The sequence below is a fragment of the Aeromonas sp. S12(2024) genome, assembly GCF_041402305.1.
Classification (GTDB): Bacteria; Pseudomonadota; Gammaproteobacteria; order Enterobacterales; family Aeromonadaceae; genus Aeromonas; species Aeromonas veronii.
This window is the reverse complement of record NZ_JBGLRB010000005.1, coordinates 13,460-34,466: the sequence shown is the minus strand read 5'-3', so window position 1 is coordinate 34,466 and position 21,007 is coordinate 13,460. Positions and strand designations below refer to the sequence as shown.

Here is a 21,007-nt window from a genome sequence, read left to right as displayed (position 1 = left end):
TGAAGCAATCGCAGGAGATTCAGATGCCTTCTCGTAAAGAGCTTGCCAATGCCATTCGTGCATTGAGTATGGATGCCGTTCAAAAAGCCAACTCCGGTCACCCGGGCGCCCCCATGGGAATGGCGGATATCGCCGAAGTGCTGTGGCGTAGCCACCTCAGACATAACCCGAACAACCCCAAGTGGGCCGACCGCGACCGTTTCATTCTCTCCAACGGCCACGGCTCCATGCTGCTGTACTCCCTGCTGCACCTCTCCGGTTATGACCTCTCCATCGACGATCTGAAAAACTTCCGCCAACTGCACTCTCGCACCCCGGGTCACCCGGAGTACGGCTATGCACCGGGCGTTGAAACCACCACTGGCCCGCTGGGTCAGGGCATCACCAACGCCGTTGGTATGGCGATCGCCGAAAAAGCCATGGCTGAGCAGTTCAACCAGCCGGGCCACGACATCGTTGACCACTACACCTACGCCTTTATGGGCGACGGCTGCCTGATGGAAGGTATCTCCCACGAAGCGTGCTCCCTGGCAGGTACCCTGCAACTGGGCAAACTGATCGCGTTCTGGGATGACAACGGTATCTCCATCGACGGTCACGTAGAAGGCTGGTTCACCGACGACACTGTCAAGCGTTTCGAAGCTTACGGCTGGCACGTAATTCCGGCTGTTGACGGTCACAGCCCGGAAGCCATCAATGCCGCCATCGAAGCCGCCAAGGCCGAGACCGGCAAACCGACCCTGATCTGCTGCCGCACCATCATCGGTTACGGCTCCCCGAACAAATCCGGTTCTCACGACTGCCACGGCTCACCGCTGGGCAACGACGAGATCGCCGCTGCTCGTGCCTTCCTGAAGTGGGACCACGCTCCGTTCGTTATCCCGGCTGACATCGCTGCCGAGTGGAACGCTCAGGAGAAGGGCGCTGCACTGGAAGCTGACTGGGCTGCCAAGTTCGCCGCCTATGAAGCTGCTCACCCGACTCTGGCTGCCGAATTCAAGCGTCGTACCGCTGGCGAACTGCCGGCCAACTGGGCTGCTGAATCCGCCAAGATCATCGAAACCCTGCAAGCCAACCCGGCCAAGATTGCGACCCGTAAAGCGTCCCAGAACTCTCTGGAAGCGTTCGGCAAGCTGCTGCCGGAATTCATGGGTGGCTCTGCTGACCTGGCTCCGTCCAACCTGACCATGTGGTCCGGCTCCAAGTCCCTGACCAACGACGATGCCTCCGGCAACTACATCCACTACGGTGTACGCGAGTTCGGCATGTCCGCCATCATGAACGGTATCGCCCTGCACGGTGGTTTCATCCCCTACGGCGCTACCTTCCTGATGTTTATGGAGTACGCTCGCAACGCCCTGCGCATGGCCGCCCTGATGAAGCAGCGCGCCATCTTCGTTTACACCCACGACTCCATCGGTCTGGGTGAAGATGGCCCGACTCACCAGCCGGTTGAGCAGATCGCCTCCCTGCGTCTGACTCCGAACATGAGCACCTGGCGTCCGTGTGACCAGGTTGAATCCGCCATCGCCTGGAAACACGCCATCGAGCGTACCGACGGCCCGACCTCTCTGATCTTCTCTCGTCAGAACCTGGCCCAGATGGACCGTACTGCCCAGCAGCTGGCCGACACCGCCAAGGGTGGCTACGTGCTGAAGGATTGCGCCGGTACTCCGGAGCTGATCCTGATCGCCACCGGTTCCGAAGTGGAACTGGCTGTTGCCGCCTATGAGCAGCTGACTGCCAAGGGCCGTGCCGTGCGCGTGGTCTCTCTGCCGTCTACCGACGTGTTCGACGCCCAGTCTGCCGAGTACAAAGAGTCCGTCCTGCCGTCCTCCGTCACCAAGCGTGTGGCCATCGAAGCCGGCATCGCTGACTACTGGTACAAGTACGTCGGTTTCGGCGGCAAGATCATCGGTATGACCACCTTTGGTGAGTCCGCACCGGCCGAGCTGCTGTTCAAGGAATTCGGCTTTACCGTGGAAAACGTGGTTGCGACCGCTGAATCCCTGTAATCCCTGATTGCTTTGTATTGAACTGAAAAGCGCCTCCCTTGGGAGGCGCTTTTTTAGGTGTATCGGAACACACGGCTGTATATATATTGATCCGCCAATGATGAGGATCTCAAAATAAGAGTGAGAGGCTTCATATAGCCCTTAGCTGGTGTTAGTTTGAGTCTTAGTGCTGATATGTTATGTGTCAATACTGTTAAATTAGAGTGTTTATTTACTCTTAGACTTGAAAGCTAGAATAAGGAGCTTCGATATGCCTTGCCAATGTTGTGGCCAGCGTTTAAATGTTGGTGTTTTACATAAGTATGATGAATTGGGTAATGAGTACAAGTCATGTCCTCGTTGCTCTGCTACCAATGGGCAGGAGCATGTATTTCATCGTCATCCGGAGGCTTTTGGACAAACACCTGCACGTAGGACACCTGCTAATCCTCAGGGTGATCAGAGCTATTGTGTCGATTGCCGGACATTAGACCCTGGGGCACCATCAACGGTATACTCGAATGGTAGACCCTGTAGTTCTTTATTAAGCAGATAAAATGAATCTATTTTGTGATGATGCTGTGAAATGGTTGTCGACGCTTGCGGATGCAAGCGTTGATCTTGTTATTACTGACCCTCCTTATGAATCTCTTGAGAAGCATCGGAAAATAGGAACGACAACTCGTCTTAAAGTAAGTGAAGGATCAAGTAATCAATGGTTTGATATTTTCCCTAATGAACGTTTCGAAAGCTTATTTTTAGAGCTTTATCGAGTGTTAAAGAAAAACTCACATTTCTATCTTTTCTGCGATCAAGAAACGATGTTTTATGTAAAACCAATTGCGGAGAAGGTTGGTTTTAAATTTTGGAAACCAATCGTTTGGAATAAAATGGCAATTGGTATGGGGTATCATTATCGGGCCAAGTATGAATTTATTCTTTTCTTTGAGAAAGGGAAAAGAAAACTAAACGACTTGGGTATACCTGATGTTCTGGAGTGTAAACGAGTGCATCGTGGCTATCCTACAGAAAAACCTGTTGCATTATTAGAGACTCTTATATCTCAGAGCTCCAGTCATGATGATTTGGTTGTAGATCCATTCTTTGGTTCAGGTTCAACCTTGGTTGCAGCCAAAAACCTTGGAAGGAGGACTATGGGGTGTGATATTTCAAGTGCAGCCCATGAACATGTCTATGAACGAATGAAAAATCATTCAAATGACAATTAAAATATATTGTTGTTCTCTTTTCGTTTCAGAAAAAGCACCGGCCTAAGCTGGTGCTTTTTTAATTATTGAACGTAGCTAGTAGGTTCGATTAGCGAAGCGTAATCGGACGTTCGCGTTTTTAAGGCGAATCAATAAAAATAATGTTCCTCCCTTTTACCAAAAAAGAGACCGGCATATAGCCGGTCTCTTTTTTATTTCAACAAACCTTACACATGCGGTGGGATGTTTTCGGCGTTGGATATCACCGCATCCACCTCGGCCTGCTCCACGATGGGCTTTATCAATCTGACGACAACGGCGCCATGGTTAATACCAGCTTGCCGATATGACGGCCTGAATCCAGCAAATGGTGGGCGGCGGCGGCCTCATGCAGCGGGAAGGTCTGGTAAACCTGCGGTTTGACCTCACCGCGTTCGATAAATGGCCAGACATGAGTTTGCAACTGGGCAATCAGTTCGGCTTTTTCTTGCGGAGTACGCGAGCGCAGGGTGGATCCGATATGGGTCAGCCGCTTTTGCAGCATGGGAAACAGATCCAGATTGGGGGCGGCGCCCGCAATAATGCCGATCTGGACTATGCGACCATTGATGGCGGCCGCCGCATAGTTGCGCGCGACATACTCTCCGCCAATGATATCGAGAATGATGTCGGCGCCATGGCCATCGGTGGCTGCATGCACGGCCTCGACAAAATCCTCCTCCTTGTAGAGCACGGCCACATCCGCGCCCAGCTTGATGCTGGCGGCCTGCTGCTCGGGGGAGCCGACTGTGGTGATGATTTTGGCGGCGCCAAATGCCTTGGCCAGCATGGTGGCGGTCGTGCCGATGCCGGAGGCACCGCCATGGATCAAGATAATGTCCCCTTTTTTGAACTGACCCCGTTCAAACATATTTGACCAGACCGTCATAAAGGTTTCCGGCAGCGCCGCCGCTTCAACAAAGCTCAATCCGGGCGGCAGGGGCAGGACATTGCTCTGGTGGGCGACGCTGTACTCGGCATAGCCGCCACCCGAAATCAGCGCGGCGACCTTGTCGCCAATCTTGAGATGGGTCACCTGCTCCCCCTTGGCGACCACGACCCCGGCGACCTCCAGCCCGGGAATATCCGATGCCCCTGCCGGAGGCGGGTAGAGCCCTTTGCGCTGCATCACATCCGGCCCATTGATGCCGGTTGCATAGTGCCGGATCAAGACCTCATCGGGTTTGGGCGCCGGTGTGGCGCGGGTGGTCAGTTGCAAGACATCGGGGCCACCTGGCTGGGTAATTTCTACCGCGCTCATGGTGGCGGGAATGGAATAGGCGTTATGCATCAGCGGCTCCTGTAACGAGGTGATATGAGGTTCCCCGGATGGGATGAGCACCAAGATAGTGGAGATTGCTGATGAATAAACGCAGTATTATCCCTCACCTGTAATGCAAAAATGCATTTCAATCGGGAGTCGTGATGAACTGGGATGATGCGAAAATTTTTCTGGCGTTGCATCGGGAAGGGAGCCTGAGGGGCGCCGCCCGTGTGGTCGGGGTCGATCAGGCCACCATTGGCAGACGGATTGCCGCACTGGAGCATCGTCTGGCGGCCACGCTGTTTCTCCGTACATCCAAGGGGTATGTGCTGACTCATGTCGGAGAGATAGTGCTGACCAGCGCCCAGCAGATGGAGCTGGCAGCCATTGATTTTGTGCGGGCGGCGCAAGGGGTCGACAACCGCCTGGTTGGGGAGGTCAGTGTGGCGACCACAGACACCCTGGGGATGGATTTTCTGATACCGGCCCTGACCGAGCTGCATCAGCGTTATCCCGATATCAGGGTCATCCTCAATACCTCGACCCAGGTGGTCAATCTGTCCCTGCGGGAAGCGGATATCGCGATCCGGACGGTGAAGCCGGACAATCCCGACCTGATTATTCGCAAGCTGGCCTCCTGGCCGGTCGGGTTGTATGCCTCCGCCGACTATCTGGCTCGCCATGGCATTCCCGAAGCGGGCACCGGTTTTGCGGGCCATTCGCTGGTGGTGTATGAGCCCCACTGGCAGAGCGCTCGCTCGCCAATGATGCTCGAAGAGGCGGCCGAGGGGGCCACGGTCGCCGCGGGGGTCAATACCAGCCTGATGCTGCGTCAGGCCCTGCTGATGGGGCTGGGGCTTGGCGAGGTGGCGGTTCCGCTCGCCGAGCAAGCCGGGTTGGTGCGGGTCTGGCCCGAGCGGCAATTAGAGCAATCCTACGATGTGTGGCTGGTGACCCATCAGGATGTGCAGCATGCCGCGCGGGTCAGAGCGGTCATGGATGCCATCGTCAGGGCATTTGCCGCAATGGACTAACCCTGGCGGGCGCTCTGTTCAGGTTTTGTCGCAGCACTGTCACATCCCTTGCCATAGTCATGGCGGTTGAGGGAAAACCCTCATTTACTTGGTCTCTGACAGTCAATACTGTGAGACCGAGTCCACCACTACTGGAGCCTGACCCATGACCGATATGCTTGTTGACGATAAACAACCGACCCCGGATCCGGCAGAGCAGAATGCCTTCTTCCCGTCGCCCTACTCCCTGAGCCAGTTCACCTCGCGCAAATCTGACCTTGCCGGGGCCGACTATCCCGCTCCCTATCGGGAGGGGCGCTGGAAGATCCTGCTGATCGGGGCCGATGAGCGCTATCTGCCCACCGACAACGGCACCCTGTTTTCCACCGGCAACCATCCGGTCGAAACCCTGCTGCCCATGTATCACCTCGACAAGGCGGGCTTTGCCTTTGATGTGGCCACCCTCTCCGGCAATCCGGTCAAGTTCGAGTGGTGGGCCATGCCCGGCGAAGACGAAGAGGTGCTGGGGCTCTATGGCAAATATCAGGCGCAGTTCCGCCAACCGGCCAAGCTGGCCGATCTGCTGAAAGAGGCGCTGGCCGCCGACTCGGACTATATCGGCGTCTTTATTCCCGGCGGGCACGGCGCCCTGATGGGGCTGCCGCAGAGTGCCGAGGTGAAAGCGCTGCTGGAGTGGGCGATGGTCAACGATCGCTTCATCATCTCCCTCTGTCACGGGCCTGCTGCGCTGCTGGCGGTGGCCAATCCAGAGACCTTCGCGGGCTACAAGATCTGCGCCTTCCCCGACGAGCTGGATGCCCAGACCCCAGCAATTGGCTATATGCCGGGCCACCTCACCTGGAAGTTTGGCGAGAAGCTCAAAGAGATTGGCTTCGAGATCGTCAACAACGGCATCTCGGGAGAGGTGTGCCGGGATCGCAATCTGCTGACCGGTGACAGCCCGCTGGCGGGCAATAACCTCGGCAAGCTGGCAGCTACCACCTTGCTGGAGGCGGTTGCCAAGCGATGAGGTTGTCGTCGTCGCCAGCGAATGCGCTGCAGGTCGCGGTGGCGCTGGAAGGGTGTCAGCGGCTGGAGGAGATCCAGCAGCTGGTGCGCGCTTTTGCCACCCCGCTGGGGTATCACCGCTTTGCGCTCTTCTCCATCAGTGCCAGCGAGGAGGGGGTGGTCGAGCATCTCTACTGGCTGGAGGGGGAGTGGCTGGAGAGCGGCGAGGCGGTCGACCTGCATGCCTATATGCGCGAGTGCCCGATGGCGATGCATATCAGGGAGCGAGACCAGCCCTTCTTCTGGAGCAAAACGGTTGGTGCCGTTGGCGAGCAGTACCATATCGTTCGCCAGCCTGAGGGGCCGGGCCGACATGGCTTGCAGGTACCCGTCTATGGGCCGCTGGGGCTGGAAGGGGCGATGAGCTTTGGCGGCGATCAGATCGATGCCAGTGCCCACACTCGGGTTGGCCTTGCACTGATCGCTGCTGCGGCTTTTCATGCAGCCCGTCGCCTGATGGAGATGCCGGTAGCGGGTTACGAGCGTGGCCTCACTGGGCGTGAGCGCGAAGTGCTGGAGTGGGTCTCCCGGGGTTGGCGCCATGCCGATATCGCCACCACCCTGAAGCTTTCGGTGCGCACGGTCGAGAACCATCTGCGCAGTGCCCGCCGTCGACTCGGTGTGGCCACCACGGCAGAGGCGGTCAGAGTGGCGCTCAGGAACCGCGATATCGAGGGCTGAGGAGCCATCCTTTTGTCTGGCATGTGAAAAGAGACCGGCCATCAGCCGGTCTCTTTTTTTATTGAGCGTAACCCTTACGCCTGCGGTGGGGTGCTTTCGGCGTTGGACATCACCGCATCAATTTGCACCAGGGCGCCAGCGGGCAGCTCACTGACCCCGAATACGGTGCGGGCAGGCAGATAACCCGGGAAATATTTGGTGTAGACGGCGTTGACCGCATCCAGATCCGCGATATTGCCGAGCTGGATATTGACCTTGACGATATCGTCCATCACATGGCCGATGCTCTCCACAATCGCCTTGATATTGCTCAGGCACTGGGCGGTCTGCTCCTTGATGCAGCCAGCTAGGATCTTGCCGGTGGCGGGGTCAATCGGCAGTTGGGCAGAGAGATGGTTGTAGTGAGAGAAGGCGACGGTCTGGCAATAGAGCGGGCTGCGCGGTGCCTTGTCGGTATTGCGGGCACGGATCACCAGATTGTGTCTGTCTTCCACCAGTTGCGGCGGGGTGCCGTCACCGTGGGAGATGACCGCATCCATCTGCACCCGTGCCCCCATGGGCAGGGCGGCGGCACTGACCACAGAGCGGGCGGGCAGATAGGCGACGGCGCGGGCGATGGCGGAATCGGGGAAGAAGGTGGTGTAGACCTCGTTGACGGCCTCCAGATCGGCCAGATCGGTCAGATAGACGGTGACCTTGACGATATCGTCAAACGGCACGTCGATGCTCTCCAGCACCGCCTTGATATTGCGCAGGCACTGGCCCGCCTGCTCCTTGATGCCACCGGCAACCAGTTGGCCAGAGGCCGCATCCACCGGCAGCTGGGCGCCGATATTGTTGTAGTGGGAGAAGGCCACGGTGTGGGTAGAGAGCGGATTGTGCGGCGCCTTGTCACTGTTGCGGGCGAGCTTCACCAGCGGGCAAGGATCTTGTGGGAAGGTACCTTCGCCGTTGGAGATGATGGCATCGATCTGCACCAGCGCACCCAGCGGCAGGGCGGAGACGGCGAGGGTGGTGCGGGTCGGCAGATAGCCCGGGAAGAATTCGCGATAGACGGCGTTGACCGCCTCCAGATCCGCCATCTCTTTCAGGAAAATGGTCGCTTTGACCATATCGTCCATCACATGGCCGATGCTCTCGATGATCGCCTTGAGGTTGCTCAGGCACTGTCTGGCCTGCGCGGTGACATCGCCGCTCACCATCTTGCCGGTGGCGGGATCGACCGGCAGCTGGGCGGAGAAATTGTTGTAATGAGAAAACGCCACCGTTTGGGTGCTGGTGCCCAGATCCTGGGGTGCATGGGGGGTATTTCTTGCCGACTTGATGATGGTGCCACTCATAGATATGCCTCTTTTTAATATTTGTTGTTCATTCAGGTACAGGTTTACCCCATCTTGTTGTGCGCCACGGCCACTGCGCCAGCGGCGGCATCCCCGGTTATTATTTGTGATCCACTCAATTACTGAGAGGAATAAGGGAAGATAGGACAGGGTAGATATTTCAGACGCTGTGATTCTATGAGTGGCTATCAGGGGTTGCAAACCGCTGATTGCATTTCTATGAGATGGCTCAATGGGCGCAAATTTAATCATATTGCTATTCAATTCACCCGAAATAGGAGCCAATTTGTGCGCAAATGGTGCCGAACCGGCGGACAGCCTTGCCCTGACTGGGTTTGCTCTCCCCCTCTTCGGGATATTGGCGTGTGAATAAAGGGTTAATATTATGCGCCGATGTGCAAATAATGCATATTATGGTGCATGGATATCTGTTTTCAGCTTTTTTAAGGGGCTATGAAAATTCCCGTGAATATGCATATCAACTTTATTAAAGATACCTCTGGAATATAATTCACGGCTTTTGCATTGCCCTCTGTTAATGATAATTCCGGCATACTCGGTGACGCCTTGCTGGCAGCCGGGATCTGTTATTAACGCCATAAAATTCTATGCCATGAATTTGCACGACGGACCTGCCCCTGCTGCACAGGAGTGGGGGGCATGGCGTTGGCGTTGGCGTGACGGCGTGCGGGAGCGGTGGCGCTGGATGAGAGATGGCGCTGGATGAGAGGTGGCGTTGGATGAGGAAGGGGGAGGGTGGTGGCAATACGAGTCTCTTCACGCCGGTTGCATCCCCCGATGGGTGGGGTTGCCCCGCGTCGTCGCTTTTTCCACTTTTCTGTGGCTTTGTCCGAGCTCCCTCTTATCTGTGGCTGGTTGTGATGATTGGGATGGTTTTCAGGGCTCGGGAACAGCTCAGGTGATTTCGCAGGCATAAAGTTCAATTTATTGTTTTTAAAAGGAAATACGTAAAAAAATGGATTTATCGACCGCTTTTTATGGTTTCTTGATGAAACTGTTAATTAGTGGCGTGATTGCGAGTCAGGTCGCTTTTTTCACTCGCTATTAATCGTATGATTAATAAGGTGATCAAGGAGCCCTGACGGAGAGCATCGATGCACCGGCAGGCCATTGCCCAGGATTGGCAAGCGAGATCGCATCGCGATCATCATTACCTGACTGTGGAGGATTTATGCTGGGTTTCGTTCTGGGCGATATGTATTGTCAAACATCTGGGCAGCGGTTACCTCCTCGCCTGGGAAAGAGCTTTCCAATTCCTGCCGATTACCGACTGCGCGGCCGGGTATCCGCCGCCATCATGACCATCGAGAGCCTGCTCGATACCCCTTATCCGCAAAAGCAGTTTCGTGATCTGGTCTTTGGCGCCTTTATCGAGCGCCAGCGTCGGCTGTTTGGCGAACATGTGATTGTGGCCCGCATGGAAGGGGAGGATGGGCTGGAGCTGTCGATTGATCTCTCGTTTGTCAGCACCGCCGTACCTGTGGGCCTCTTGGCCATCTCTGAAGAGCTGGCTCTCGCCACGGCGCCGCGTCCCAAGAAGAGCCATCCCCACTACGAGGCGCTGTGCAAGGCGATCGACTGCATGGTGATGCTGATGTTTTATGGCAAGGTGATCCGCCAGCGGAATACGGTGTTGGAAAATATCGGCCATCAGTTTGGTTATCAGCCCGCGGCGACCCTGACGGCGCGTGTTGGCAAGGGTGGGGAGGATGATTACGACGCCTTCATGGTCAATATCATGACCTGTATTGCTCACTCCAACTCGCTCAAGGAGGCGCTGGAGAACGCCAGCCGGATGGGAATTCAGGAGCCCGCTTTCTTCTGCATCGTCGGGGCGATTGCCAGCACTCTGTGGGGCGTTCCCAGACAGTGGGCGTATCAGGCTTCACAGCTGATCCATCGCTCCCACCACCACTACATCCAGAATCTGCTTCGCTGTGAAACCCGTGCCGGGCGGCGCCATATCAATCTGGAGCCGCCAAAGCCTCCGCTGTTTGCACCGATCCGGCAACAGGTTGTGCGTCTGTTCAAGGGAGCACACTGATCCGCAGCCCCCTTGTCATCACTCAGGCAGGATAAAGCGCCCCCAGTACAGCCGGACGGCTGGCGCCGGTGACGGCGGGCAGGTTACCCGGCTTGCGGTGAACAAAGCACATGGCCAGCCAGGCAAAGGCAGCGCCTTCCACCCAGTCGGGGGCAAGGCCCAGCTCGGCGGTGCTGGCGATGCGCCATGCAGGCAGCAGGCTGGCCAGCTCCTTCAGCAAGGGGGCGTTATGGGCACCGCCGCCGCAGACAAACAGCTCGGCTTTCGGCTGGCTGGCACCGACTGATTCGGGCCGGGCGGGCAGTTGGCGGGCGATGCTGTGGCAGGTGAGCGCCTGCAGGGTGCGCTGCACATCCACGGGGGCGTATGAAGTGTCTGCCAGCTCCCCATCGAGCCAATCGAGGGTAAACATCTCTCGTCCGGTGCTCTTGGGGGAGGGGGCGGCGAAGTAGGGGTGAGCCAGCAGCTTCTCCAGCAGGGCCGGGATGGGCTTGCCACTGGCGGCCCATTTGCCACCGGTGTCATAGCTGCCGCCGTGGGGCTGATGGCGGCGATACCAGCCATCGAGCAGGGTGTTGGCCGGGCCGGTATCAAAACCATATACCCCGCCCGGATTGCCCGGCAGCACCGAGATATTGGCGATGCCGCCGAGGTTCAGTACCACTCGCAGGGCGCCGGGTTTGGCAAACAGCGCCTGATGGAAGGCGGGCACCAGCGGCGCCCCCTGACCACCGAGGGCCATATCCATGGTGCGAAAATCGGCGATAACGTCGATGCCGGTCAGGGCGGCCAGCAGGGCGGCGTTGCCGATCTGCAGGGTAAAGCCGAGCTGGGGGCGATGGCGGATAGTCTGGCCGTGGCTGCCGATGGCGCGAATATCTTTGGGCTCAAGCTTCGCCTTGGCCAGCAGCGCGTGGGTGGCGGCAGCAAACTCTCGCGCCACCAGATTATCGGCCACCCCCATGCGGTCGATTTCGTTGTCGCCCGGGGTGCAGAGGGCATGCAGCGTGCGGGCGGTCTCTTGCGGCCAGGGGTGACAAAGCGCCGCTTCGACCCGCAGTTCATCCCCGGCGATCATCACCAGCACGGCATCAATGCCGTCCATGCTGGTTCCCGACATCAGACCGATATAGCGCTCAGCCATGGTGTCTCCTTACATTGCTGTTCGAAAATACGGTGTGCAGAGAGGGTGAAGAGGGGAACGGCTTTCATCCCATGCCACATGGCGTGGTCTTTGACATCAGACCGATATAACGCTCAACCATGTTGCATCCTCAATGCGGACCGGAAAAAGAGTGAGAGAGACAGGATAGATAAGCCCTTGCTTCCGTGCCACATGCCGCTCCCGGTGTTCCATCTCATCTTATGTCCGAAAGTGGACTCATTTCAATCTGATTGCCTGGCGCGGGTTCAATAAAAGGGGCTGGCAGGGCCTTCACCCTGCCAGCTCTGATGGCTTAGTTGCCGCGACTATCCCGCTTGTTCTGGGCCAGCTGCAGCTCGGGGTTGTCGAGCTTGGCCAGTTGCGGCATCGCCAGCTTTTTGAAGTTGGCCAGCTCGCGTCCGCTCAGGGTCTCTGCCTGCGGCAGGGTGAGGGTGCGCGGGTTCTTGTGAATGCCGCCCACCACGAATTCGTAGTGCAGGTGCGGGCCGGTGACGCGGCCGGTGCCACCCAGAGTGCCGATGGTCTGCCCCTGCTTCACCCGCTGCCCCTTGTTGACGGTGCGCTTGGAGAGGTGCAGGTACTTGGTCACATAGTTGCCGGCATGCTTGATAAAGACGTAGTTGCCGTTGAACTGGTTGTAACCGGCAGCCACCACGCTGCCTGAGCCCGCCGCCATGATGGGGGTGCCCACCGGCGCCACATAGTCTATGCCGTTATGGGGGCGGATCTTGCCGGTCACCGGATGGAGGCGGCGCGGGTTGAAGTTGGAGCTGATGTATTTGAAGTTGACCGGCGCACGCAGGAAGCTCTTGCGCATCGCCTTCCCTTCCGGGGTGTAGTAGTTGCCATCTTCATTGAGCACGGCGCGGTAGGCGGTGCCCTGGTTGACGAACTCTGCCGCCAGAATATCGCCGGAGGCGACCCGCTCGTCGTCGCGGAACTTGTCTTCATAGACCACCCGGAAGCTGTCTCCCGGCTGCAAATCCTGGGCAAAGTCGATGTCCCAGCCGAAGATGGCGGCCAAGTCCATGATCTGATCTTCGGTCATCCCTGCATCCACCGCGGCGCCCCAGAAGCTGGAGCGGATCTCGCCCTTGCTCACCTGTTCGCGGGTGTCGAGGGCGATTTTGACGTTGCGGGCGACAAAGGTCTCCTCCTTGCGGCTTACCTTGAGCGCCTGCTCCAGACTGTGGGGGTAATAGAGGCTATGCAGCTCGCCGTTCTCGGTGAGCTTGAAGGTGAGCTCCTGCCCAGGTTGCAGCATCCGCAGGGGATCGCTGCCCTCGAGCTGATCGATCAGGTGCAGATCCGTGGTGCTCAGGCCAATGCGCTGGAAGATGACTCCCATGTTGTCGCCACGGCGCACCTTCACCTGCTTGGTGATGTAGCGCGGCTTGGGCGGGGTAACGGGCTGGGCGGCTTCGGCTGGCAGTTCGTCGTTCAGCGCGTTGTCGTTGGTCGGTTCCCGCAGGGCAATTTCGTTGCCGTTTTCATCGACCCGTGTTGCCACTGCCTGTTCGCTTGGCCAGGCAGCCAGCATCATGATCATGATGCTCAAGATCAGCACCATCTTGCGGTGCCAGTGGGGGAGTGCGTTGAAGGCGTGCCAAATAACCATGAGAAGCAGATGAAGTCGGGCAGAATGGACGGATTTTACAGCCTTTCCAATTGGCCCGCCATTCCAGTAATATGTTTGGCCCTGTGGAATCGTGATGGAGAGTCAAAAAATGTCCCAGCTCGAGGTGGCGCTAGCCGAGATCAAGCGCGGAGCGGAAGAAATTCTGGTTGAAGAAGAACTTGTCGCCAAGTTGAAGGAAGGGCGCCCGCTGCGCATCAAGTTGGGCATGGACCCGACCGCCCCCGACATTCACCTGGGTCATACCGTGATCCTCAACAAGCTGAAGACCTTCCAGGATCTGGGCCATGAAGTGATCCTGCTGATCGGTGACTTCACTGCCATGGTGGGAGATCCCTCCGGCAAGAACGCCACCCGTCCGCCGCTCTCCGAAGAGGCCATCAAGCACAACGCCCTCACCTATGCCGAGCAGGCGTTCAAGATCCTCGACCCGGCCAAGACTCGCATTGAGTACAACTCGACCTGGCTGAGCGAACTGGGGGCGACCGGCATGATCAAGCTGGCGGCCAAGCAGACCGTGGCCCGCATGATGGAGCGCGACGACTTCAAAAAGCGCTACACCGGCGGCCAATCCATCGCGATTCACGAATTCCTCTATCCGCTGCTGCAAGGCTATGACTCGGTCGCGCTGAAGGCGGACGTCGAGCTCGGCGGTACCGACCAGAAGTTCAACCTGCTGATGGGCCGCGAGCTGCAAAAAGATGCCGGCATGGCGACCCAGTGCGTGCTGATGATGCCGCTGCTGGTGGGTCTGGACGGCGTCAAGAAGATGTCCAAGTCCGCAGGCAACTACATCGGCGTCCACGACGCTCCGGGCGAGATGTTCGGCAAGATCATGTCCATCACCGACGATCTGATGTGGAACTACTACGAGCTGCTCTCCTTCCGTCCGCTGGCTGAAATCGAAGAGTTCAAGGCAGGCATCGCTGCCGGTACTCTCAATCCGCGCGACGTGAAGATCTGGCTGGCCAAAGAGATCATCGCCCGTTATCACGACGAAGCGGCGGCTGAAGCGGCCCACGAAGATTTCACCCAGCGCTTCTCCAAGAACGCCATCCCGGACGAGATGCCGGAAATCGAGCTGGCACTGGAAGGCGAAGGGCTGGCCATTGCCAATCTGCTGAAAGAGGCCGATCTGGTGGCCACCACCTCCGAAGCGCTGCGGATGATCAAGCAGGGTGCGGTCAAGGTGGATGGCGAGAAGCTGGAAGATGGCAAGGCACTCATCGGTGCCGGTACCGCCGTCTATCAGGTCGGCAAGCGCAAGTTTGCCCGCGTGACTGTCAAATAAGCAGTACCGTCAAATAAGCCGTCGCATCAGGCAAGCTGGTCATCAAACCGGTTCAAGCTTGTTCAACAGGGCCTCCTTCGGGAGGCCTTGTTGTATCTGGGCGGCACGGATCTGGGCGATAAAGTGCCGCAGCACGGCACTGCTTGGGTGTGGCCGTGTCGCCAGACTGATGCTGGTCATCATGCCGTTGCCCTCAATGGGGTGATAACTGACCCCGAGCGGGCGCAGCGCCGCCACCGAGCTGGGCACCAGAGTCACGCCAAAGCCAGCCTGCACCATGCCGACGGTGGAGATCACCTGCGGGCATTCGGGCCCCAATATCGGCTCGAAGCCGGCCTCCCGGCAGAGGGCCACGATACCGTCATAGAGCCCGGGCCCGATGGCATGGGGGAACAGAATGAAACTCTCGTCCTTCAGGCTGGCCAGTGGCAAGGGGCCCGGTCTGGCCTTGGGATGGCTGGTCGGCAGGGCGATCAGCAGCGGCTCCTGCTCGATAAGGTGGTGGGCAAAGCCCTCGCTACCGCGGCAGGGCAGCCGCAAGATGGCGGCATCCAGCCGATCGTTGCGCAGCGCCTCCACCAGTGCCGGCATGGTGCCCTCCTGCGGGCTGAGGGCTACCTCGGGGTAGCGCTCCCGATAGTCGTGCAGCAGGGTCAGCACCGCGGGGTGGAGCACGGTGGAACCGGCGAAGCCGATCCTCAGCGCCCCCTGCTCGCCCCGGGCAATCCGCTTTACCTTCAGTTTTGCCGCATCGGCCAGCGCCAGGATCTGCGCCGCATCCCGATAGAGGCTCTCGCCCGCCTCGGTCAGTTCGACACTGCGGGTCAAACGGCGCAGTAGCGGGGTGCCGAGGGTCTCCTCCAGCTTGCGGATCTGCTGGCTCAGGGGCGGCTGGGCCATGTTGAGTGATTCGGCTGCGCGGGTGAAATTCTGCTTTTCAACAACGGCCATGAAGTAGCGGAGCGTACGAAGTTCCATATCGATTGAGTCTCAAAGTCATGGGATCAGCGTATTGGTGTTGAAATGTGAACCAAGTCACCATTGGATCCGAACGCTAACAGGATTCACGGTGGAGGTGAAACCCGAATGGAACATATTGCAACATCTGACAGTGCCGGGTGCAGCTGTGCCCTCGAAGTGAGCCAGCAGTTTTCCCGCTGGCGCAGGCAGCATGACGGTGGCGAGATCTACCAGAGTTCCCTGATGAGCGCCCTGCTGGCGGGGGTCTACGAAGGGGAGACCACCATGAGCGAGCTGCTGCGCCACGGCGACTTTGGCCTCGGCACCTTCAACCACCTAGATGGTGAGCTGATCGCCTTCGAGCGCCAGATCCACCAGTTGCGCTCCGATGGCTCGGCCCGGCCCGCCCGCGCCGATCAGAAGACCCCCTTCGCGGTGATGACCCATTTTCGCCCCTGTCTGGAGCGTCGCTTCGATCACCCCCTCAGCCGTGACGAGATCCACCAGTGGGTGGATCGGCTGGTGGGATCTGACAACGTCTTTGTCGCCCTGCGCCTCGACGGCCAGTTTGAAACAGCCAAGGTACGAACCGTGCCGCGTCAGGAACCCCCCTATCGCCCCATGCTGGAAGCCATCGAACAGCAACCGCTGTTCCGCTTTGCCGCGGTGGCGGGGACTCTGGTGGGTTTTCGCTGCCCGCCGTTCGTGCAGGGGGTCAATGTGGCGGGCTTTCACGAGCACATGATCACCGCCGATCGCAAGGGGGGCGGTCATCTGCTCGACTACACCATGGCCCACGGCACCCTGCGGCTTTCTGTGGTGCGTCACCTCAATCTGGCCCTGCCATCGGATCCCGCTTTCCGGCAGGCCGACCTCAACCCTGCCGATCTCGATCGCGCCATTCAGGCCGCCGAAGGCTGATAGACAAGGAGCAATATCATGGAAAACAGACAGTGGAAGTGCGGTGCCGAGCTGGTGGTTCGTCATCTGGAGGCGCAAGGGGTCAAGCAGGTGTTCGGAATTCCGGGGGCCAAGATTGACCGGGTGTTCGATGCGCTGGAGGACTCCCCCATCGAGACCATAGTGGTGCGCCACGAGGCGAACGCCGCCTTTATGGCTGCCGCCGTGGGGCGCCTCACCGGCAAGGCGGGGGTGGCGCTGGTCACTTCGGGCCCCGGCTGCTCCAACCTTATTACCGGGCTGGCGACGGCCACCTCGGAGGGGGACCCCATGGTGGCGCTGGGCGGTGCGGTGCGCCGTGCCGATGGCCTCAAGCTCACTCATCAGAGCATGGATACGGTCAACCTCTGCCGTCCGGTCACCAAGTTCAGCGCCCAGGTCAACAGCGGGGCGGCAATTTCGGAAGTGATGGCCAACGCCTTTCGCGCCGCCGAGTTGGGACGGCCGGGGGCGGCGTTTGTCAGCCTGCCGATGGATATCATCAACAAGCCTGTGCAGGGCAATGTGCTGGTGCCCCGCGAGGTGCCGGAGCCGGGCTGCGCCGACGAACAGAATATGGAGCAGGCATTGACCCTGCTGCGCAATGCCCAGAATCCGGTGGTGCTGCTCGGCCTGATGGCCAGTCGGCCTGAGAATGCCGAGGCAGTGCGTGCCTTCCTCGACAAGGCGCGGCTGCCGGTGACCGGTACCTATCAGGCCGCCGGGGTGGTGGACAGCTGCCACTTCGATGACTTTGCCGGACGGGTGGGGCTCTTTAACAACCAGCCGGGGGATCAGCTGCTGGCTGGGGCCGATCTGGTGATCTGCATCGGCTACAGCCCCATCGAGTACGACCCCGTGCTGTGGAATGGCGATCGGGAGCGGCGCATCCTCCATATCGACGTGCTGCCCGCCGATATCGACAGTAGCTACTGTCCGACCGCCGAGCTGGTGGGGTCGATCCGCGCCAACCTGTTGCAGCTGACCCGCATCATGGGCAATCCGAAAATCCGCCCCCCCGAGGTGGATCGGCTGCTGCAAGGGGTTCGCCAGCAGCGGCTGCGACTGGCAATGCGGGCCGACGATCTGCACGGCAATCCGGTTCACCCCTTGCGTATCGTGCGCGAGCTGCAGGATCTGGTGCGCGACGACATGACCCTCTGCGTCGACATGGGCAGCTTCCATATCTGGATTGCCCGCTACCTCTACAGCTTCCGCGCTCGTCAGGTGTTGATCTCCAATGGTCAGCAGACCATGGGGGTGGCACTGCCGTGGGCCATCGGCGCGGCGCTGGTAAGGCCGGGTGAGAAGGTGATCTCGGTATCGGGGGATGGCAGCTTTATGCAGTCGAGCATGGAGCTGGAGACGGCGGTGCGGCTCAAGAGCAATATCGTCCACATCATCTGGGTCGATAACGGCTACAACATGGTTGCGATGCAGGAGCAGCAGAAGTATTGCCGCACCTCCGGCGTCTCTTTTGGCCCCATCGATTTCAAACGCTATGCCGAGTCGTTCGGGGCGGCAGGTTTCGCGGTGCATTCGGCCGACGAGCTGCGTGCCACCCTGCGGGCCGCGCTGGCGGTGGAGGGGCCTGCGGTGGTGGCCATTCCGGTGGATTACTCCGACAACCCGGGGCTGATGGCCCAGCTCAGGCCAGAAGTATTGGCATAAGTGTAGGCAGCAGTGCTGGCCTGAATCCTTGTGTAAGGGCAGGCAGACCCGCCCATATAGCAAAAACCGGCATCAATGGATGCCGGTTTTTTATTGTTTTGCGGGACTGGTGGCCTTAACGGGCCAGCTGGACGGCGGTGCGTGCGCGGGCCGGTTGTGGGCGGTGTTTGGCTTTTGGCGCGCAGGCCATCTTCAGGCGCAGCCACTCGCGCCACAGCAGCCAGCAGAGCGGCAGGGTGAGCAGCAGCACGGTCGCGGGCTGGGCCATCAGCACGCCATCACGACCCCACAGTTGCGGCAGCAGGAAGATGAGCGGCAGCAGCAACACGGTTTTGGCGATGGAGATGACCAGCGCCTGACGGGTACGCGCCATGGATTGCAGCAGCACGATGCCGAACATGATGATCCCCTCCAGCGGAATGGCGCCGAGGTTGAGGGTCAGGCTGCTGATGGCGGCGGCCAGCAGTTCGGGATCCTTGTCGCCGGTATAGAGCATGGCGACCTGTCCCGGCAGCAGCTGGATGGTGAGCCACACCAGCATGCCGTAGATAAAAGTGAACTTGAGCCCCATCTCCATCAGGTACTTGAGGTTGCGATGGCGCTTGGCCCCTGCTGCCTTGCTGATGAGCGGCTGAATGCCGAACGCCAGCCCCTGCAGGATGACGATAAAGACCGCTTCGGTGTAACCGGCCACGGTAAAACCCGCCAGATCCTTCACATTGCCATACACCATCAGCTGGCTGTTGTGCAGCATCAAGAGCAGGCCGAGGTTGAACTGGGCAATCAGGCTTGGCAGGCCGGTAAAGAGCAGGTGCGGCATGGCGGGGAGGTTGGGCACCAGATCCCGCCAGCTGAGGCGAAGCCGCGCCCAGGGGGTAAAGAAGTAGCCAAGGCCGATCAGGCTCACCGCACCCTCTGCCATCAGGGTGGCCTGCGCGGTCCCGATCAATCCCAGCCCTAGCCGACCCACCATGATGTAGTTGAGGATGATATTGAGCACGGCGCCGCTGCTCACCAGCACCATGGCCAGTTTCGGGCGGCCATCGTTGCGCAGCAGATAGGGGACCGCCAGATTGCTGGCCAGCAGCAGGGTACCGCCGCCAATCCAGGTGAGGTAGTCGCTCGCCTGTTGCCAGGTCTCGGTGCCCTGTTCAATCCCCAGTCCCAGCAGGATATCGGTGTGGGTGTAATAGAGCAGCACCGGCGCAACGCCCCCGAGTCCGGCCAGCAGCCAGAGGGCGTTGACCAGCGCCTGACGGGCCAGCTTGTCGTTTTTCGCCCCTTGCTGGAAGGAGATGGCGGTGGCCGCCCCCATGCTGATCATGGCGGCCAGGCCGATCAGCACCATGATGACCGGATAGACCAGGTTGATCCCGGCGAGGCCAGCGGCACCGACATAGTGGCCGACGAAGATGCCGTCGATGAGGTAGTAGGCCCCCGAGACCAGCATGGCAAGAATGGAGGGGAGGGCGTAAGCCCAGAAGCGACGGGTCATGGCCCGTTGCCGCAGTGTTAAATAGGCAGACATATCTGTTCTCTCGGGGAGTTCGATTATCGAACAGCTAGTCTAGATTAATACTTATTTGGTGATAATCAGGGTTTCACTTGATGAATTGCTGAGTATTACTCACTAATCCGGGGTTTTGGTAGTGCGCCTTGAGCATGTCGATCAGGATGCGCAGGCCGCTGCCCAGTTGATGCCGACTGGGATAGAAGAGGTAAAAGCCGGCAAAGGTAGGGCACCAGGGCTCCAGCACGGTGAGCAGTTTCCCCTCCGCGACCTTCTGGCTCACCTCCTCTTCCAGACAGTAGGCCAGTCCCAACCCCGCCTCGGCGGCGCCCAGATAGAGGGCCGGGGTGCTGGTGGTGAGCGGCCCGGTTACTTCGATCTCCAGCATGGTGCCGTCGGCGGCAAAGGCCCAGCGATAGTGATGGTGCGGAGTGAGGCGATAGCCGATGCAGGCGTGGCGGCTCAGCTCGCTCGGGTGTTCCGGCGTACCGTGCTCCGCCAGATAGGCCGGGGAGCCCACCACCAGATAACGCTGGGGCGGGCCGAGGGGGATGCCGATCATCTCCTTGGGCAGCAGATCGCCATAAAAGAGCGCGGCATCGTAGCCATCTTCAATCAGCCGGGGCATCAGCTCCTGCTCCACCACCTCCACCTGCATCCGCGGATAACGGGCCAGATAGTCGATCAGCACAGGTGCCAGCAGGCTGTCGATGGCGCCGCGGGGGGCGCAGAGTTTGAGTCGCCCCACCGGTTCATCGCTGTTGCGGGCCAGCTCGCAAAGCGCCTCTTCAAGAGTATTGAGGGTGGGGAGCAGCTGCTTGAGCAGCCGCTGACCCGCTTCGGTCGGCACCACGGCGCGGGTACTGCGGTTGAGCAGCCGCACCCCCAGACGGGCTTCCAGCCCCTTCAGGCTATGGCTGAGGGCGGAGGCGGAGACCCCGAGTTCGAGAGCGGCCTTGCTGAAACTGCGGTGACGGGCGACGGCGGCAAACACTGCCAGTTCGGCGAGATCGGTACGGGTAATGGTCATCATCAATCAACAAAAAGGCGTGAGTCACAAGGGTACGCCAAGGCCGTGCTGCACACAATCCGCGCTAAACGGGTGGCTTGTTGCAAGTATGTAGCTGCTCGCAGGCCATTGATTCCAGTGAAACTAAGTTGAA

At 59.3% G+C, this 21,007-nt stretch carries 16 protein-coding genes; 9 read left to right on the top strand and 7 right to left on the bottom strand.

The genetic code is table 11. The annotated features are described in order from the left end of the window. Window positions 1-23: 23 nt before the first annotated feature. Entirely contained in the window at window positions 24-2,015 is a 1,992-nt protein-coding gene (gene tkt / locus ACB035_RS06435; RefSeq protein ID WP_005338517.1) for a transketolase, read from the top strand. A gap of 536 nt (window positions 2,016-2,551) precedes the next feature. Continuing rightward, window positions 2,552-3,223, top strand: coding sequence for a site-specific DNA-methyltransferase (locus ACB035_RS06430; RefSeq protein ID WP_041201823.1), 672 nt, complete (start codon window positions 2,552-2,554; stop codon window positions 3,221-3,223). 280 nt (window positions 3,224-3,503) lie between these two features. On the opposite strand, the gene ACB035_RS06425 is transcribed toward ACB035_RS06430, so the two are convergent. Further along, the gene (locus ACB035_RS06425) at window positions 3,504-4,532 is read right to left on the bottom strand and encodes an NAD(P)H-quinone oxidoreductase (RefSeq protein ID WP_005358734.1); all 1,029 of its coding nucleotides are present in this window, start codon (window positions 4,530-4,532) and stop codon (window positions 3,504-3,506) included. A gap of 134 nt (window positions 4,533-4,666) precedes the next feature. Here ACB035_RS06425 and ACB035_RS06420 point away from each other — a divergent pair, with 134 nt between their 5' ends. From ACB035_RS06420 to ACB035_RS06410, 3 genes are all read left to right on the top strand, one after another. Beyond that, the gene (locus ACB035_RS06420; RefSeq protein WP_304520123.1) at window positions 4,667-5,539 is read left to right on the top strand and encodes a LysR family transcriptional regulator; all 873 of its coding nucleotides are present in this window, start codon (window positions 4,667-4,669) and stop codon (window positions 5,537-5,539) included. A 145-nt stretch (window positions 5,540-5,684) separates the two neighbouring features. Next, entirely contained in the window at window positions 5,685-6,548 is an 864-nt protein-coding gene (gene hchA / locus ACB035_RS06415) for a glyoxalase III HchA (protein ID WP_304520122.1), read from the top strand. Next, window positions 6,545-7,267 carry a PA1136 family autoinducer-binding transcriptional regulator gene (locus ACB035_RS06410; protein ID WP_304520121.1) on the top strand — a complete coding sequence of 241 codons (723 nt, stop codon included), beginning with the start codon at window positions 6,545-6,547 and terminating at the stop codon, window positions 7,265-7,267. The genes hchA and ACB035_RS06410 overlap by 4 nt, the downstream gene beginning before the upstream one ends. Window positions 7,268-7,341: 74 nt before the next feature. On the opposite strand, the gene ACB035_RS06405 is transcribed toward ACB035_RS06410, so the two are convergent. Continuing rightward, entirely contained in the window at window positions 7,342-8,607 is a 1,266-nt protein-coding gene (locus ACB035_RS06405; RefSeq protein WP_371166934.1) for a RidA family protein, read from the bottom strand. Window positions 8,608-9,925: 1,318 nt separating this feature from the next. Between ACB035_RS06405 and ACB035_RS06400 the strand changes: the two genes are divergently transcribed. Beyond that, window positions 9,926-10,672, top strand: a complete 747-nt coding sequence (locus tag ACB035_RS06400) for a hypothetical protein (RefSeq protein ID WP_234821989.1) — start codon at window positions 9,926-9,928, stop codon at window positions 10,670-10,672. A 22-nt stretch (window positions 10,673-10,694) separates the two neighbouring features. On the opposite strand, the gene ACB035_RS06395 is transcribed toward ACB035_RS06400, so the two are convergent. After that, window positions 10,695-11,816, bottom strand: a complete 1,122-nt coding sequence (locus ACB035_RS06395) for an anhydro-N-acetylmuramic acid kinase (RefSeq protein WP_371166933.1) — start codon at window positions 11,814-11,816, stop codon at window positions 10,695-10,697. Between the two features lie 313 nt (window positions 11,817-12,129). Then, window positions 12,130-13,455, bottom strand: a complete 1,326-nt coding sequence (locus tag ACB035_RS06390) for a peptidoglycan DD-metalloendopeptidase family protein (protein ID WP_204479939.1) — start codon at window positions 13,453-13,455, stop codon at window positions 12,130-12,132. A 109-nt stretch (window positions 13,456-13,564) separates the two neighbouring features. Here ACB035_RS06390 and tyrS point away from each other — a divergent pair, with 109 nt between their 5' ends. Beyond that, window positions 13,565-14,764 carry a tyrosine--tRNA ligase gene (gene tyrS / locus ACB035_RS06385; RefSeq protein WP_005347884.1) on the top strand — a complete coding sequence of 400 codons (1,200 nt, stop codon included), beginning with the start codon at window positions 13,565-13,567 and terminating at the stop codon, window positions 14,762-14,764. Between the two features lie 42 nt (window positions 14,765-14,806). On the opposite strand, the gene ACB035_RS06380 is transcribed toward tyrS, so the two are convergent. Further along, window positions 14,807-15,742, bottom strand: coding sequence for a LysR family transcriptional regulator (locus tag ACB035_RS06380; RefSeq protein ID WP_371166932.1), 936 nt, complete (start codon window positions 15,740-15,742; stop codon window positions 14,807-14,809). 108 nt (window positions 15,743-15,850) lie between these two features. Between ACB035_RS06380 and budA the strand changes: the two genes are divergently transcribed. After that, on the top strand, window positions 15,851-16,645 hold the full coding sequence (budA, locus tag ACB035_RS06375; RefSeq protein WP_005338506.1) for an acetolactate decarboxylase: 795 nt from the start codon (window positions 15,851-15,853) through the stop codon (window positions 16,643-16,645). Window positions 16,646-16,663: 18 nt separating this feature from the next. Beyond that, complete coding sequence (gene alsS / locus ACB035_RS06370) at window positions 16,664-18,334, top strand: acetolactate synthase AlsS (protein ID WP_021229184.1); 1,671 nt, start codon at window positions 16,664-16,666, stop codon at window positions 18,332-18,334. A 115-nt stretch (window positions 18,335-18,449) separates the two neighbouring features. Here the strand turns inward: alsS and ACB035_RS06365 are convergent, their stop codons facing one another. Continuing rightward, window positions 18,450-19,862, bottom strand: a complete 1,413-nt coding sequence (locus ACB035_RS06365) for an MATE family efflux transporter (protein WP_371166931.1) — start codon at window positions 19,860-19,862, stop codon at window positions 18,450-18,452. Window positions 19,863-19,935: 73 nt separating this feature from the next. After that, on the bottom strand, window positions 19,936-20,874 hold the full coding sequence (locus ACB035_RS06360) for a LysR family transcriptional regulator (RefSeq protein WP_042055187.1): 939 nt from the start codon (window positions 20,872-20,874) through the stop codon (window positions 19,936-19,938). Window positions 20,875-21,007 lie beyond the last annotated feature (133 nt).